General features: G+C 45.2%; 15 protein-coding genes. 2 read left to right on the top strand and 13 right to left on the bottom strand.

The genetic code is table 11. The annotated features are described in order from the left end of the window. Positions 1 to 49 precede the first annotated feature (49 nt). The 4 genes from ED312_RS21145 to ED312_RS21130 form a co-directional block, all read right to left on the bottom strand. Positions 50 to 418 carry an MmcQ/YjbR family DNA-binding protein gene (locus ED312_RS21145; RefSeq protein WP_123218015.1) on the bottom strand — a complete coding sequence of 123 codons (369 nt, stop codon included), beginning with the start codon at positions 416 to 418 and terminating at the stop codon, positions 50 to 52. Positions 419 to 483: 65 nt separating this feature from the next. After that, positions 484 to 1,140 (bottom strand): DUF4230 domain-containing protein, encoded by a 657-nt coding sequence (locus ED312_RS21140; RefSeq protein WP_123218014.1) that lies wholly within the window; start codon positions 1,138 to 1,140, stop codon positions 484 to 486. A 3-nt stretch (positions 1,141 to 1,143) separates the two neighbouring features. Beyond that, the gene (locus ED312_RS21135; RefSeq protein ID WP_123218013.1) at positions 1,144 to 1,503 is read right to left on the bottom strand and encodes a DUF4260 domain-containing protein; all 360 of its coding nucleotides are present in this window, start codon (positions 1,501 to 1,503) and stop codon (positions 1,144 to 1,146) included. A 148-nt stretch (positions 1,504 to 1,651) separates the two neighbouring features. Further along, positions 1,652 to 2,398, bottom strand: coding sequence for a cyclase family protein (locus ED312_RS21130; RefSeq protein ID WP_123218012.1), 747 nt, complete (start codon positions 2,396 to 2,398; stop codon positions 1,652 to 1,654). A 186-nt stretch (positions 2,399 to 2,584) separates the two neighbouring features. Here ED312_RS21130 and ED312_RS21125 point away from each other — a divergent pair, with 186 nt between their 5' ends. Further along, positions 2,585 to 3,550 (top strand): M20/M25/M40 family metallo-hydrolase, encoded by a 966-nt coding sequence (locus ED312_RS21125; protein WP_123218011.1) that lies wholly within the window; start codon positions 2,585 to 2,587, stop codon positions 3,548 to 3,550. A gap of 279 nt (positions 3,551 to 3,829) precedes the next feature. Here the strand turns inward: ED312_RS21125 and hemW are convergent, their stop codons facing one another. The 6 genes from hemW to ED312_RS21095 all read right to left on the bottom strand — a co-directional run bounded on the left by hemW (position 3,830) and on the right by ED312_RS21095 (position 9,753). Next, positions 3,830 to 4,957 carry a radical SAM family heme chaperone HemW gene (gene hemW / locus ED312_RS21120; protein ID WP_123218010.1) on the bottom strand — a complete coding sequence of 376 codons (1,128 nt, stop codon included), beginning with the start codon at positions 4,955 to 4,957 and terminating at the stop codon, positions 3,830 to 3,832. Between the two features lie 52 nt (positions 4,958 to 5,009). After that, entirely contained in the window at positions 5,010 to 5,564 is a 555-nt protein-coding gene (gene ruvC, locus ED312_RS21115) for a crossover junction endodeoxyribonuclease RuvC (RefSeq protein ID WP_123218009.1), read from the bottom strand. A 210-nt stretch (positions 5,565 to 5,774) separates the two neighbouring features. Then, positions 5,775 to 6,344 carry a hypothetical protein gene (locus ED312_RS21110; protein ID WP_123218008.1) on the bottom strand — a complete coding sequence of 190 codons (570 nt, stop codon included), beginning with the start codon at positions 6,342 to 6,344 and terminating at the stop codon, positions 5,775 to 5,777. A gap of 93 nt (positions 6,345 to 6,437) precedes the next feature. Beyond that, the gene (locus ED312_RS21105) at positions 6,438 to 7,595 is read right to left on the bottom strand and encodes a tetratricopeptide repeat protein (protein ID WP_170164585.1); all 1,158 of its coding nucleotides are present in this window, start codon (positions 7,593 to 7,595) and stop codon (positions 6,438 to 6,440) included. 80 nt (positions 7,596 to 7,675) lie between these two features. After that, the gene (locus ED312_RS21100) at positions 7,676 to 9,388 is read right to left on the bottom strand and encodes a M56 family metallopeptidase (RefSeq protein WP_206363298.1); all 1,713 of its coding nucleotides are present in this window, start codon (positions 9,386 to 9,388) and stop codon (positions 7,676 to 7,678) included. Next, a complete protein-coding gene (locus ED312_RS21095) occupies positions 9,385 to 9,753 on the bottom strand; it encodes a BlaI/MecI/CopY family transcriptional regulator (protein ID WP_123218006.1) in 369 nt (122 codons plus the stop codon). The genes ED312_RS21100 and ED312_RS21095 overlap by 4 nt, the downstream gene beginning before the upstream one ends. Positions 9,754 to 9,908: 155 nt before the next feature. Here ED312_RS21095 and ED312_RS21090 point away from each other — a divergent pair, with 155 nt between their 5' ends. Further along, positions 9,909 to 10,412 (top strand): DUF456 domain-containing protein, encoded by a 504-nt coding sequence (locus tag ED312_RS21090; protein WP_123218005.1) that lies wholly within the window; start codon positions 9,909 to 9,911, stop codon positions 10,410 to 10,412. A gap of 90 nt (positions 10,413 to 10,502) precedes the next feature. Here the strand turns inward: ED312_RS21090 and ED312_RS21085 are convergent, their stop codons facing one another. The 3 genes from ED312_RS21085 to ED312_RS21075 form a co-directional block, all read right to left on the bottom strand. Then, entirely contained in the window at positions 10,503 to 11,756 is a 1,254-nt protein-coding gene (locus ED312_RS21085; RefSeq protein WP_123218004.1) for a hypothetical protein, read from the bottom strand. Positions 11,757 to 11,779: 23 nt separating this feature from the next. After that, complete coding sequence (locus tag ED312_RS21080) at positions 11,780 to 13,270, bottom strand: calcineurin-like phosphoesterase C-terminal domain-containing protein (protein WP_123218003.1); 1,491 nt, start codon at positions 13,268 to 13,270, stop codon at positions 11,780 to 11,782. Positions 13,271 to 13,467: 197 nt separating this feature from the next. After that, positions 13,468 to 14,937, bottom strand: a complete 1,470-nt coding sequence (locus ED312_RS21075; RefSeq protein ID WP_123218002.1) for a SusD/RagB family nutrient-binding outer membrane lipoprotein — start codon at positions 14,935 to 14,937, stop codon at positions 13,468 to 13,470. Positions 14,938 to 14,944: the final 7 nt, after the last annotated feature.

Raw genomic sequence — 14,944 nt, 5'->3', positions numbered from 1 at the left:
TACAGAGAAATATTCCTGTGGTTTTCCCTCTTCTCCTGCACAGGTATCTTCAGAGAGAATCGAGGTTTTCGCGTTGTCTTTTGGTAAGCCCCTTTACCACCAGGTTATAGGAAATATCGATAAGCTCCCGGATTAGTTCTTCGGAAAGTTCACCGTTACCCAGGTCAACCGTATTCCAATGTCTTTTATTCATGTGGTACCCGGGCTGTATGCTTTCGTATTCCGCTCTCAGTTCTTCGGTCCGGTCCGGATCGCACTTCAGGTTAACCGAATGGTCTCCCGCTTCCCATTTGTCGAGGGAAGTCAGGGCGAACATTTTCCCCATTACTTTAAAAACTATGGTATCTTCGCCGAAGGGAGTATCTTCGGTAGCTCCTTTCTTATTTAAACAATAATTCCTCAATCTGTCTATAGTCATATGTCGGTGTTATGTTAGTGTTTCCGCTGTTACCCGGGGTATGGTGCCATTTGTTTTACGGTCGGTCAGGCATCTTCGCTTCTCAATGACTTCCGTGTTTCCTCTTCGATCATTTCCTTTTCTCCTGCTGTTACTTCCAATGCGGAGTAATCAAGCTTCCATCCTATGGTCTGTACGATGGTTTCTATGAGCAAAACGGCTTCCAGAACCTCCTTTCTGGCCGTTTCCATAAGCCCGCTCTCCGGTATCTTGTCCAGAATATGCTGTTTTGCTTCCTTGTTGAGCTCGGTAAGGTCCGTAGAAGCAAACCTGTTGAACAGGCCGTTCTTTACATCGTAATACTTGAGATCGGGCTCTATGGACATTACCTGCGGCTGAGGAAAGTCAGTCAGTACTATATGCTTGCGGTTGTTATCGGCCCTCATCTTCACCTTACGGAGGTCAAAACCTATATGCACTTTGGCATTGATAATGATCAGCGCCTTTTTTCTGCTGGAGATAAGGCTCAAAAGATGTTGCCTGGTATTCTCATAATGATAGATCTCTGCGAAATCCCCCTCTACAGTAGTCAGTTTACATACTCTCCGGATTTTTTCCAGTAGTACTACCGACTGTTTTTGCGTGAGTTGCCTGCTTTGTCTTCTCTTGAGGTAGGTATACAGCCAGTAGGTGGCAATAACCCCCAATACCAGGCCTACCAGCAAGGTAAAAATATCGTTCATAAACTATTTGAATTTTTCTCCTTTCCTATCCAGGTGCGTATTATTAAAAGAATTCCCGTATTTCAGGCCGTATCCCAGCATGCGGTCAAAGCCGGAATGGGCAAAACATATGGCCCCGGCCATCTGCAAGGGCTGTGACCGTAAAAAGACGCCCAGCAAAAATAACCCTATGGCAATTCCTTTGTGGTGCAAAAGGTTATAAGTTACCGCTCCTGTCCTGCTACCCCACAAATATCCTGTCATTCCGATATCAGGTACCAGAAACAACCCAAAAAACCACCACCAGGAATAACCGGTCTGCCGGAACAGGTACACTCCCAGAATGAACATGAATAACTCTTCTGCCTGTATTGTCCGTTTCATATGCTTATTTTCATTTAATTCACTTATTGTTTATTTCCCGCCGGTGTCCATCAGGACGCTCCGCAATTGTTTTTCATACGATATCCCTATGATCCCGACAACTATCGGGATCGGGAGGTATGACAATCCTACTTACGGGCATTTCATATTACCGTATTTTATAGAGGACCGGTTTACTCGGGGAAGCATCATTTTCAAAAGATGCTATCTGTAAATTTAACAAATATGTTCCATCCGGTACAAAATCGGGCACAAAAATAAATTCTGTGATGGTAGCATCCAGTCTCGTACGGTCATCGGTATTCCAGAATGCCTTATGGACCAGCAATTTACCACCATCCTTTTCTTTATCAACGGAAGGAAGATCTGTTAAAAGATGTTTTACTCCCGTTTCCCGAAGGTATATAGCCACCTCCTCCTTGAGGTAAGGCGGATTGGTATGCGAATATTTCCGCGTGAGCTTGCCTTTATCGTTGGGCAGGGTTCGGATAATGACGGCTTCCGGATTTTTTCCGGAAAGTACATCCTCTATCTGCTCCCGCGAAATAACCCTGTCTTCGTCCTCCGCTTCCGGTTGTAGGGAAATCAGTTCCGCAATAAAAAAAAACTTTTGCAGCACATCGTTAACACTGTAAAATTCCCTGGTAATATGCCCGGCACACTCCGTATGGGTGCCATGGGCATGCGGATTGAATAACACATTGTTAAAGTTGGTAGATGCCCCCTGTTCCACACTCCCTGTCCAGTCACCGGATTGTACAGGCTTTATTTCGGGAGCCCCGAGGTACCATGCCACAGGATTGTCTTCCGAGGCCCGTAAGGGAATGGAAATATCTATCGGTTCGTTCAGGTCGGTATGGTATGTAACTCCCCGGTGTTGTATTGTCGTTTGCATACTGCAATTTAGGAATAATGGTTTAAAGTTACAGGTTTCAGTCAGTCATAAACCAAAGCGAAGGCGGCTGAGTGTCCCGAACTCCGTTCGGGATGTACCGAAGCCCCGGGTTTCGGGTTTCGAGGTTATTTTTTTGTAGCTTACCTGCAAAACGTATAGATTTGCCTTTCGTAAATTTTTATCCCGATGACCACACGTACCATAGCACTGATCAGCCCTGTTCTATTCTTCCTTACCGGCGGTTTCCAGGTACTCGCCCAGGATGTTTCCGTCCGGCCCGATGCCACAATCATACAACAGCATATAAACATACTGGCCGCAGACAAAATGAAAGGGAGGGGCACCGGTAGTAAAGGGCTGAAAAAAGCAGCAAGATATATTGAACGCCAATACAGGAAATACGGACTATCGCCTGCGGGTACCCGGAAATATAAACAGCCGTTTATTGCCAGGGTAAGGAAAGTGACGGTTAAGGACAGTTTGCGTAAAGCAAACAATATTATCGGACTTCTTGATAACAGAGCTCCTTATACCATTGTTATCGGAGCACATTACGATCACCTGGGCACAGGACAACAAGGAAGTTCCAAACATCCGGAACCCGAAGGGCATATTCACAACGGAGCAGACGACAACGCCTCCGGCGTGGCCGGCCTGCTGGAACTGGCCCGTTACTTTTCCGGGAACGGGGAGACCGAACCGTATAACTTCCTGTTCATTGCTTTTTCTGCGGAAGAACTTGGTTTATTGGGATCCAAATATTTTGTGGAACATTCTGTATTGCCTGTGGAAAATATCCATTTTATGTTGAATATGGACATGATAGGTCGTTATGATCCCCAACGCGGTATAGGTATTGGCGGGTACGGCACCAGCAGTGACTGGCCTTCTGTTTTTGAGGATGTACAGGCCGGGGTAAAATTCTTTACCGACGATGCCGGAAGCGGAGGCTCCGATCACGGTTCATTTTATGCCAAGCAGGTCCCCGTACTGTTTTTTCATACCGGCGGACATCCGGACTATCATATGCCGTCGGATGATGCCGACAAGATAAATGCCGAAGCGGAGGCAAAAATCATTGACCTGGAAATACAGATCATAGAAAATGCCATGAAAAAGGAAAAACTTCCGTTCACAGAAGTGAAAGGCTGATGACACAATTCAACCCGGATTGGCTTCCCTCACTTTTCATTCTTAACTCCAAAAGGAAAACCGCGGGAGACCCGGTTTCCGTTCAAAAAACAAAATTCCAGGAATTGCGATTGTGAATCTATTTCCTTACTATATACAACTCCTTCATATTGATGACATTCAACATCTTCATATAAGCGGTACGAAACCAAGATACAGGGCGGATCAAGGTGCCCCACAGGGTGGGTGACTTACCTTCACCTCACTATATATGTACAATCATCCCATAAGGGCAAGAAATTAGTCTACGTAAAAAAGATCGGAAGCGATACCGTCGGTCAGGAATTTACCCTTGACTGTGGTCCGCAATACCTCTCCCCGGATATCCAGCAGACCATTATCCAGGTATTTTTTCGTTTCTTTTAACAGGTAACGGTAATACCCTGTTCCGAAATCCTCTTCTAGTCGTTTGAGTGAAACTCCCCATATGGTGCGGAGGCCGGTCATAATATACTCGTTATAACGGTCTGTTGTCGTAAGTACCTCTGTTTCCTGCGGTAATTCCCCCTTGTTCAGGGATTTCAGGTAGATGGCATTATTGGCTACATTCCAGCTCCTGTTCCTCCCGTCATAACTATGTGCCGACGGCCCTATCCCGAGATATTTTTTACCCAGCCAATAAGAACTATTATTCCTGGAAAAATAACCTTCCTTCCCGAAATTGGAAAGTTCATAGTGCACAAATCCCTTATGCCGGAGAACATCAGTAAGGATAGTGAACTGTTCTCCTGCATGTGTTTCGTCCGGGGCAGGTGCTTTCCCGCTGCGGATAAACTTATCCAGTGCCGTCTTTGGTTCTACGGTCAGGGCATATGCGGAGATATGGGGAATGTTATACTCCAGTACCATATCCAGGTTTTCCCTCCAGCGTTTGTGATCCATGCCCGGTATACCGTAAATGAGATCTATGGTAATGTTATCGAAATATTCCCTTGCAACGGACAGGCATTTGCGGGCTTCCTCTCCGGTATGTGCCCGGTTCATCCATTTCAGGTCCCGGTCAAAGAATGACTGTATGCCTATACTGAGCCGGCTTACCGGCGAACTGCCCAGGCCGATGATCTTGTCCCGGGAAAGGTCATCCGGATTGGCCTCTATCGTAATCTCGGGATTTTCACCTACTTTATAATGGGTATATACGGCCCGGATGATATGGGTTAATTCATCTACGGATAGCAAGGAAGGGGTACCTCCGCCAAAGTAAATGGTCTCCACCACTTCGTCCCGGAATTCTCCTTTGCGGAGTTGCAACTCCTTTTGTAATGCCAGGATCATCTCCGCCTTCTTTCCCATGGAAGTGGAGAAGTGAAAATCGCAATAATGGCAGGCTTGCTTGCAAAACGGTATGTGAATATATATGGCTCCCAAGATCTTCTGTTGTCCTGTTTTTGGTATCTCTCCGGTAAAAGGAGGTAAGTACTTATTTTTTTATACGCCCTTCGTTCTGTTTTACGAAAGCACTCCAACTGCCGTATGTTTTTTCACCGGGAGTTTTTCCCGAATTAAAAAAATGGCAGACTGCTGCTGCCAGCCCGTCTGTAGAATCGAGATTTTTGGGGAGTTCCTTAAGTTTCAGAAGGCTCTGTAACATGCCGGCCACCTGTTCTTTACTGGCATTTCCGTTTCCTGTGATGGCCATTTTTATCTTTTTCGGAGAGTATTCCGTTATAGGAATCTCCCTGGACAACCCGGCCGCCATTGCCACTCCCTGTGCCCTGCCCAGTTTGAGCATGGATTGTACGTTTTTACCGAAAAAAGGGGCCTCTATGGCTATTTCATCCGGATGGTACGTATCTATCAGTTCTACCGTACGTTCAAAAATAAGCTTGAGCTTAAGGTAATGATCGTGGTACTTCTGCAATTGCAATTCGTTCAGTTGCATAAAACGCATCTGCTTTCCGGTCACCCGGATCAGCCCGAACCCCATGATGGTGGTTCCCGGGTCTATGCCCAATATTATTCTCTCTTCTGCCAAAATATAAAAGTTACAAGGCTTTCCCGGACAAAGGTACGAAGATAGAACGGGTTTTATGAGGTACCAGGGGAAGAAGCCAGGGTAAACGCATCACGGCACCAATATCTGCGAATGTGAGAGTGTGAGAATATGATAAGGGGCTTGGGAAATGAGAGGATTGACGCGGAACCTGCAACTTGGAACCTGTAACCGCGAACTACTTATAATTTTTTAATGCATCTGTCCCGGGGAAGAAACTGCCGCCGACTGAAGTACTACAGGTAACCGGTATTTGGTGGCTACGGGAATATTCCGTTTCAATGCGGGATGTAGTGGCGGCATTTTTTGTAAACTGGTCTCTACAATACTGTCCAGGGCGGGAACGTGTTTTTCCCATTTTTCCTTTTGTTCTATTTCGGCAACAGAGATTTTCCCCGTCCCGGAAATGAGAAACCGCACATAAATGGTATCATCCACACTACCGTGCATAACCACCTGCTGGTCCTCTATCCCCGCATACAGGTAACGGACAAACGTCTCTTCGAAACACGCTTTCTGTTGTACTTTTGCCGCCGTTTCGTCACAGGTCCCAAACAAAGGATACTGGTCTACTTCATTCCAATTGATGTTCCTGATCTCATCCTCCACAAGCTTATCCGTAGAAGGTTTCTCTCTCTGTCCCCTGTTATTACAGGCTAACATTCCGGCAAACAGTACTATCGCGCTCAAAATGCGCAGAAACACAGCGATTTTAAACCCGGTTTGAAACTTACAAAAGAAAAATCCTTCTGATCTTCGCATAAAACACCCGTTGAATGCTGAAAATTACGACTTTTTGAGAAAAACAGGCAAATTTATTGTAGTTTCTGTCTTTTTTGAAGAGCATCCACGCGGTTATTCCCCATCGGCATTCATATGTATTTCCTTTTTAATGGCAGATATCCGCTTTGTAACATAGTCCCTGTATATCCCATCCATACCGGAACCGGAATTACCGATCTTATTGAGAAAGTCTTCATAATACTTAAGTTTCACTTCCGGATCGGCATAATAATTATCGGCTACCAGGCATATCCTGTAGTTTAGGTGGGTACTGGAGGGGTCTTCTTCATAGGCTTGTTTTAAATATCCCAGTCCGGTTTTCACGTCTTTCTGTTCGAGCGCTATATTGGCCAGGACTTCATATTCATCTTCGAAGGTAACCTGCTGTACCGCAATGGCCTCTTTGGCAAAAGCATCCGCTTTTGTGTAATCCTTTAGTTTGAGATATGATTTACTTAACGACAGCAAGGTTTTCGGGTTCGGGTTTACCCCGTCCAGCTTCAGGGCACTTTCGTATGCCATTATGGCTTTTTCGTATTCGATCTTACGGACATAGCAATCGCCCAGCCTTTCATAGATATAGGCTTTTTCTTCTCCGAGTTCCGTAAGACGTTCAAACCACGGGACTGCTTCCCTGTGATTGCCATGATTAAAAAGCACAAGTGCCTTCAGGTTGATCAGCTCCACGGAATTGGGATAGAACTCCAGTCCTTTATCCACATATTTCAAAACAGAATCTTTCTCCCTGTGTTTCAGATAATATTTCCCGATCTCATAGATGCTTTTCAAATGGGTTTCATCTCTCCGGAATGCTTTTTTAAAATTCGGAAGGGCGTTCTCCATTTCCGGTACTATCCCCTGACAGCTTTTGCCCAGCTGATAAAAATTATCGGCGTTTTCCGCGTCTTTTTCCGTGAGTTCACCAAACTCTGTTTTGGCTTTCTCAAACTGCTTTGTCCGGAGGTATAACTTTCCGAGTTCGTTCCGTGCCAGCAGCATATCCGGGTGTTCTTCAAGCAGGTTTTTATATTGCAGTTCTGCTTTATCGTAATTGCCAATGGCATTATAGGCCCGGGCGATCTGCAGGCTGCTTTTGGCCGAAGGTTCTTTTGCGTATACGGTTATAGCCCCGGTGTAATTGCCCAGGGCATACAGGCTGTCCGCCACATGCAAGGCCGGGGACTGTGCCCCGGCCGTTAAAGTGCTAACTAAAAAACCTAAAATCAGCAAAAATAATTGTTTAAGCCGCTTTATGCTCATAATTTACTATCCGTCTTATGTATGTTATTGTACTATCCGGATCTATACCATTACATCATTACCTTATAACGGTTGTGGTCGTTTACGGCAAACTCCACATCGGTCAGGCCGATGTAACTCATATGCAAAACATCTCCTTTTGCCGCTTTGATTTTAAAATTTCCGTCAAAATCGGTTATCGTTCCCCTGCCGGTACCTTTGACAGCTACATTGACCCCGGGAAGATTCATGGAACTGTTTACCACGGTCCCGTAGACATACCCGTCACCTTTCGCCATATCACCGGAAGCCAAAACCTTACCATTATCCGGGCTTTTACCAACAGCGGAGTACCTCTTATCTTCAACGGAATCTGACTGCAACCTGAAGGTTATCGGGATGGAGAACGGAACATTAACGGCCTCACCCCTGTGTTTTCCGGGAGTCATTTTCGGAAGTTTCTCTATGATCCGCACCGCTTCCTGTTCCAGTATAGGTGAAGGGCCTCTTTTCCTGATATTCACTATGTTCCCTTCTTTATCTATGGTAAATAGTATAGCGACCCTTCCCTGGATACCCTGGGCCTGGGCTTCTTCCGGATACCGGAAATACTTCCGGATGTGTTTTTGTATACTTTCCTGGAAACACGCCCTGGGATCGGCAGAACTCTCACAACCGGGAAATACAGGAACTTCTTCTACTGAAGCAAAAGGAATATATTCTTTAGGTTTAGATGAAGAATGTTGAAATTCCCGAGATTTAAGTTCTCCATTTTCCATAGCTTTTCCTTCACCCAAAGCTACAATTACAACTTCATTCAACATTAAAATTTCCTCTTTTTCTTGTTCGGTGATATTTTCTTTTTTTGCAATTGTCGCTTTTAATTGCTCTACTTGCGAAGAAATAGAAGATCCGTCTTCGGAGATTACAGTTTCTTCATTTTCACAAGAGCTGTACACCAGCATACCGAGCACCAGGGGGACCATTACGAGATATTTGAACTGCCAGATTTTTCTCGATTTTGCTTTTTGTAACATAACTATTCGTTTTTTGATTAATGATGATTTAAAAAATGGATTGATGAATGATATTTTTTCTGTCTTAAAGACCTCCTGTAAAAGCAACCGGTAGCTTTCCTTTTTATCCGGACCTGCAGTTTTGGCATCGGCGATAAACTCATGCAGTTCGGCCATACGGCCCTGAAAAATATACACCAGCGGGTTAAACCAGAACAGGACACGCAGTAATTCAAAGAACAAAAGGTCTACGGTATGTTTTTCCCGGATATGCACCAACTCATGGGCTATGATATGTTTATGATCTTTACGATATACCTTATCTCCGAGATAAATACTACTGAAAAAGGAAAACGCCGTATTACTGTCCGGGAGCACTACCTCTTCATGGGTCTGTTTTCTTATAATTTTTCCTTTATGCCGCAACCGGTAAACCCTGGTAATTTTCACGATAAACAATACCAGGCTCAACACGATCCCGGCAAACATTACCCACTGCCAGAGAGGGACAGTGGCCGCTACTTCAACCTCCCGGGGCTGATCTGCTCCCGGGCCTACGATGACCTCCGGAAGCATTACGACATACTCCCGGGGCATTACTTTTCCCAGTCTCTCTATTTTAATGAGGGGGATAATACAGGACAGCAATGGTGTAACCCCTAAGTATAACCGGTTCCAGTTGAAAAATGTCTCTTTTTTCAGGAACAGATCGTATACGATCAGAAAAAATAATTGAAACGCAATGGTCTGTAGTAAATAATGTATCATTTTTCCGACTCTTTATCGTTAACTTCCTTTAATATCTCTTCGAGTTCTTCCATGCTGATGTCATTCTTTTTCATAAAAAAGGAAACCATGCTTTTAAAAGAACCCTGAAAATAATTGTTCACCAGCTTATTGATGGACTGATTACTGTATTCCGATTTTTTCAGCAGCGGAAAGTAGATGTACCCCTTTCCTTCTTTTTCATGTCCTACGAACCCTTTGCTTTCCAATATCCTTATAATGGTAGATACCGTATTATAAGCCGGTTTGGTACCTTCGTATTTTTCTATAACGGCAGCAACATTCGCCCTTTCCAATTCCCATAATATTTGCATGACCTCTTCTTCGGCCTTGGTTAACTGCTTCATCTTTGACATGTTATTGAACTAATTTTATAGTTTATGAATACAAATATAACTAAAGTTTTAGTTTAAACTAATTTTTTAGTTAAAAATTTTATGGAAGGATCCGGAAATCCGTACAATAGCGTTTTTTTATTACATTAGCCTATAAAAGAAATCATATGGACCTTACTTTGACTATTCTTGGCCTTATATGTATGCTGACAGGTATCGCAGGCAGCGTATTACCCGTGCTTCCCGGTCCTCCCATAAGCTGGGTAGGGCTTTTACTGCTTCACCTCACCAAAGCCGTAACACTCAGCTGGTGGTTTCTCGGCATTACCCTGGTGATAGCTGTGGGGATCACTGTCCTGGATTATTTCATCCCTGCTATGGGAACAAAAAAATTCGGGGGAAGCAAGGCCGGAATGTGGGGAACTACCATAGGGCTGGTCGTGGGCATTATTGCTCCCATTCCCCTGGGTATCCTTATCGGTCCCTTTCTCGGGGCGTTCATCGGGGAATTGTTCAATAAGGCAGACAGCAAAACAGCTTTAAGAGCTGCCTTTGGTTCTTTCCTGGGGTTTCTTACCGGGACTTTTATGAAGTTTGTGGTGACCGTGGTCCTTCTCGTTTTGTTTATCGTAAAGATGTGGGAATTCAGGGCAGGGTTATTTTCTTTCTGAGACTTTCCGCAATTTTAAACATCCGGAAAAAAGCCCCGAAAGCATATTAAAATACCTACGGGGCCATTCAAAAAACACAGAAAAATTAAATTAATCGTAGTCGGAATACCGGACAGCGAAAACACACCGGTTATCACTGCCGTACTTTGATGTTTCATATTCCGTGAGGTTCCAGAGGTAACCCGTACTTTGCTCATAATAAAGGTCTTCTGCACCATGGGGCCAGCGATATCGTGCACCTGAGGTATCTCCATCGCGATAACGCACCAGCCTGGCGGTAGATCCTTCGTATTTACCCTTACCGGTAACCGCCATTAAAGTGGTTGTCCCTTTTCTGTATACACCTTGCATATTAAATACCGGGCCGTTATTTCCGGTTACGTTATCCTTCGGTTCTATAACCTCAGGCAAAGGGCTTTGGGTTATTTCGCCCTGCGAATTTACCGGAAAACCGAAAATCTTCGGAGTCCTGCCATCCGAAGATGTAATATACTGTCCTGTCCAGAAGCGCCTTTCGGAAGAAGTACCTTCTCCCAGTGCGATGCAGGAATACGGAGAGGCACCATCGATATCATAAAACCCGGTTTGCGGCAAAACATATCCGTAATTAAAGGCTCTGAGAGTGCCATCCGTCTCTTTGCCCAATCTGCTTTTTGAAGCATCGCCGGACACCTGGATGATCTTGTTAAGATCGAAGACACGAATTCCCAGACCACTGGAAGCAACATAGATCTTCTGGTTGTGGTAAGCCACTCCCCCGGCGTGGATACGCACCGGACCGAATTCACCTAGCTGAGTATATTTATCAGATTCTTTATAAAACCGGTTGTTTTTATCCTGCACCAATAGGATATGCCGGTATGTAATATTGTTCATATCCGTAATATCCACCAGCGACACCCGGGCACCTTTATGCTGGTTCTCCACACCGGGTATTTGCGACGGCCCTACCCCGTACCAGGTGGTCAACAGGAATCTTCTCCCGCCCCACTGAAAACCGGTAATGCCTTGCGGCCTCCAGTCTTCGGTCTGCTGGTCTCCGCTGTTCCACTTAAAGCCTGTTACCTGGCGGTCTGCGGGAATGTTAAATCCATATACAGAATTGTAACCGCTTTTGGTTGCCGTCCGGTTGAGATTCAGCTGTACCGGTGTTTTAAAACCGTAAGAGGACAGTCCGGAGACGAAACTGCTTTCATCCGTATGGGAAAACGTAACATCATCAGTAGGTACACTGACAGAAAAGACCTCGTTTAAGGGAGCTTCTTCCGTTTCCGTAATATCATGGTCGGAACAGGATAAGCATGAAAGGGCAAAAAAGGCGGAAATAAGATAAGTAGGTTTCATGTATCTTTTTTTTGATTTGTTTATTATCTTACAGTTTCTTTAAATACATTTCCGAACCGGTCCGTTACCTCAACGACCACATTCGAGGCCGAGGCACCGGGTTCAAAGAAAAACATGTGGTCATTGAGTTGGGGCTCCACCCATTTTCTTCTTTCCGGCAAATCCGGCCCTTCGTGAAGTCTGATGCTAAGCGGGTCTCTGGCCACCACCCTTTCCGGTTCACCCTTTCGCATTCCGTCTTCATACCAGACCACCTTCCAGTCTTCATCCCAGTTCCATACATTGGCAGCGCATTTTTGCGGATGATCGGGATGTTCTCCTTTCTTATATACCCGGAACTGATGATCTTTCTCCATCCCTGTCGATTTATAGTGCCAGGACAGACCGGAACCTTTTACCTGATATACTCCGTATCCGCTCGGTGTACCGTCATGGCATATCGGTCCGCTCCACCAGGCTCCGCATACGGTTCCGTGACAGTGTTCGTAAAGGTTATCGGCGAGTTTCATATTATCGTTGAAATGGGTATGCCCGGACATAATATGCGCCGTAAACGGCTCCAGGATCTTGTAGAGGTGTTTTCTGTTGTTCACTATACCACCTATGTGATCCTGGTCCGGGTAACGCTTTACCGAACCTGTGTAGGTAGGTATGTGCAGCGATACTACCACAGTTGTTCCGGGCTCTATAAAACTCAGATCTTTTTCGAGCCAGGCCAGTTGTTCTTCGGTGATATAACCGATATATTTTTTGTTCCTGCCTATGAAAAACACATCATCCAGCACCACATAGTGAATTTCTCCACGGTTGAACGAATAATAGGTTGGCCCGAAATGACTGTTAAAAGTACCGGTTGTGCTTTCGTCACTTCGCCCTCCCAGGTCCATATCGTGATTACCGATCACCTGGAAGAAAGGGATATCCGTCTGTTTTACCATGGCATTATAGTCCTTGAACAACGACAGGTTGTCAAAAACAAGGTCGCCACAGCCTATGCCGAACAGGTTGGGATCATTAATGTCCTTTACGGTCTTTACCAGGTCGGGGGTAGCTACGGTGAGTAACTGTTCTGCTTCATATTCGTTTTGTATCTGGGTATCGGCCAGAACAAGGAAATGGTGATTTTCGTCCGAAACCTCCGATTTCCGGAGCTGAAAATGGAATTCCTGGTTATCCTTATTCTTTACAAGTGGTTTAAAATAATCGGCCGAACCGTTTTCCAGCCGGTCTATGACATAACCGGAGGGCAGGCTGATGTATATAAAGTTTCTGCCGTTATTACTCGTAAATTCAAAATATCCTCCTGAATCGGTCTGTACGACATTGAGACCATCGGTTACCGTTACACGGGCCAGGCCTTTGCTCCCGGAAGCTACCCTGCCTTTTACCTTTACCGGCCTGTAAAGATCGAGGTCCGGCAAGTTGCCATATGCCCCCGCGGGAAAAAGACCAAGAGCAGAAATCCCTCCTGTGGCGAGTCCCACTTTTTTAAGAAAATCTCTTCTGTTTTGCATGGTTGTGATATGTTGTTTATGTTTTATTGTCAGTAGTTTGGTGATTAGTGCTTTTAGGGGCGATCACCCTCTGTCTCCGGTAGTCCCCCTTAGGGGAGAAAGTTATCTTTTAAATCTCATTCTTTAACTCATTATCGAATTAGCACATGATTTCATCAACTCATTTACTTCGTACCTCTTATTTCTAACTTCATACTTTAATCCACATCCCACCAAACTTTCACATTGATCTTATCACCGCCCATTCGTTCCACTGCTTTTTTATAGTTCTCGTTGTTCCTGTCTATTTCATTCAGCGGGTAATACAAACGGGACGGCATTTCTCCGCCGTTCCTCATCTGGGAGTTCACCCCCAGCACGGGCAGCCCCGTCCTGCGGTGTTCAAACCATGCCTGGTAGTCTGTAAAAAACAGCGCATAGTATTTTTGCAGCATAATAATCTCCAGGGTACCGTCATATTTGGTATGTTCATTATCAAAATAAGCATCGGTGCTGGTAATCTCCCCTGCCTGGTTGCGCTCTACGGGCATCTCCAGTCCCCACATTTCTATGGCGGCAGTCACCCCTTTTTTATAATGCTCTTCAGCACCGGATATATACCCGCGTTGTGCCAGTTCGGCCTTGATAAATTCTACTTCCGCGTAACTCATAAAGGGAATGATCAGCGGTTCGGTAGCCAGGGCATTACGCACCCCGGAAGGTGTGGCTATACTATCAGGCAGGGGCGACTCAAAGTCCACCGGTTGTCCTATAAACCCTATATTGCCGGTATTCTGGTTTTTGGCCTCGGAAGCATAGAGAGGTAAACGGGGATCTTTAAAATTATTGAGATTATCAATAAAGAAATCGCTATAATACCGGAACGTACCGAAATCCTGCGGACGGTCCCAGGGTGACAATAACGGGGGGATACCTTCTATATGCAGCACAGCGCCCTCTTCATTGCTCTCAAATACCGGGTATTGTGCCGGGTTGTTGATCATGGCAGTCATTTTTGTGAAAGCGTCCGTTTCCGCGCGACCGGAGATCCTGAGCAAAAGCCTCAGGTGCAATGAGTTTGTAAACCTGCGCCATTTATCCACATTATTATTAAACAGGATATCGCTTACATAGATCATCCCTTCATCCGGTGTGTAGAGTGTATTGGCCCTTTCCAAATCATCCAGTATGATTTCGTATATCCTTTCCTGGGGAGTAAATTCCGCATACCATATACCTTCTTCTGCCTGTAAGGCCCCTTCCATGGGTACATCACCAAAGCAATCGGTAAGCATGGAAAAAGCATACGCTTTCAGGGTAAGAGCAATGGCTTCATAGTTGTGCATCTCATCGCGAATGGCAGCGGTTTCCATTTCCTTGATATTATTCAGCCATCGATAGTAGTCCCGCCAGGTGGTTCCTCCTATGTTAACGTCGAAATCGTACAAAAAGGGAGAATTGATATAATCGTCCGTTACCCAGAACATTTGTGTCAAGGGAGCACCTACACTACGCATCTGTACACCATTCCGGCTGGCCAGTTCATACAATACCGGGTTCAGGACACTTCCGGCAGTAATACTCTCCAGGTTATTGGGGTGGGTATTGGTCTCTTCAAAATCCCCTGTACAGGAACTCATCCACAGGAAGAGCAGACTTAGCAATGCAAAAGGTTTAAAGATTTTCATATACTAT

This window comes from Sinomicrobium pectinilyticum (assembly GCF_003725735.1).
GTDB classification, from domain to species: Bacteria; Bacteroidota; Bacteroidia; order Flavobacteriales; family Flavobacteriaceae; genus Sinomicrobium; species Sinomicrobium pectinilyticum.
This window is presented reverse-complemented; position numbering and strand designations above follow the sequence as displayed.

Coding starts and splice junctions, on each gene's coding strand:
- ED312_RS21145 (WP_123218015.1), bottom strand. CDS start 418: ATGACTATAGACAGATTGAGGAATTATTGTTTAAATAAGAAAGGAGCT.
- ED312_RS21140 (WP_123218014.1), bottom strand. CDS start 1,140: ATGAACGATATTTTTACCTTGCTGGTAGGCCTGGTATTGGGGGTTATT.
- ED312_RS21135 (WP_123218013.1), bottom strand. CDS start 1,503: ATGAAACGGACAATACAGGCAGAAGAGTTATTCATGTTCATTCTGGGA.
- ED312_RS21130 (WP_123218012.1), bottom strand. CDS start 2,398: ATGCAAACGACAATACAACACCGGGGAGTTACATACCATACCGACCTG.
- ED312_RS21125 (WP_123218011.1), top strand. CDS start 2,585: ATGACCACACGTACCATAGCACTGATCAGCCCTGTTCTATTCTTCCTT.
- ED312_RS21110 (WP_123218008.1), bottom strand. CDS start 6,344: ATGCGAAGATCAGAAGGATTTTTCTTTTGTAAGTTTCAAACCGGGTTT.
- ED312_RS21100 (WP_206363298.1), bottom strand. CDS start 9,388: ATGATACATTATTTACTACAGACCATTGCGTTTCAATTATTTTTTCTG.
- ED312_RS21095 (WP_123218006.1), bottom strand. CDS start 9,753: ATGAAGCAGTTAACCAAGGCCGAAGAAGAGGTCATGCAAATATTATGG.
- ED312_RS21090 (WP_123218005.1), top strand. CDS start 9,909: ATGGACCTTACTTTGACTATTCTTGGCCTTATATGTATGCTGACAGGT.
- ED312_RS21085 (WP_123218004.1), bottom strand. CDS start 11,756: ATGAAACCTACTTATCTTATTTCCGCCTTTTTTGCCCTTTCATGCTTA.
- ED312_RS21080 (WP_123218003.1), bottom strand. CDS start 13,270: ATGCAAAACAGAAGAGATTTTCTTAAAAAAGTGGGACTCGCCACAGGA.
- ED312_RS21075 (WP_123218002.1), bottom strand. CDS start 14,937: ATGAAAATCTTTAAACCTTTTGCATTGCTAAGTCTGCTCTTCCTGTGG.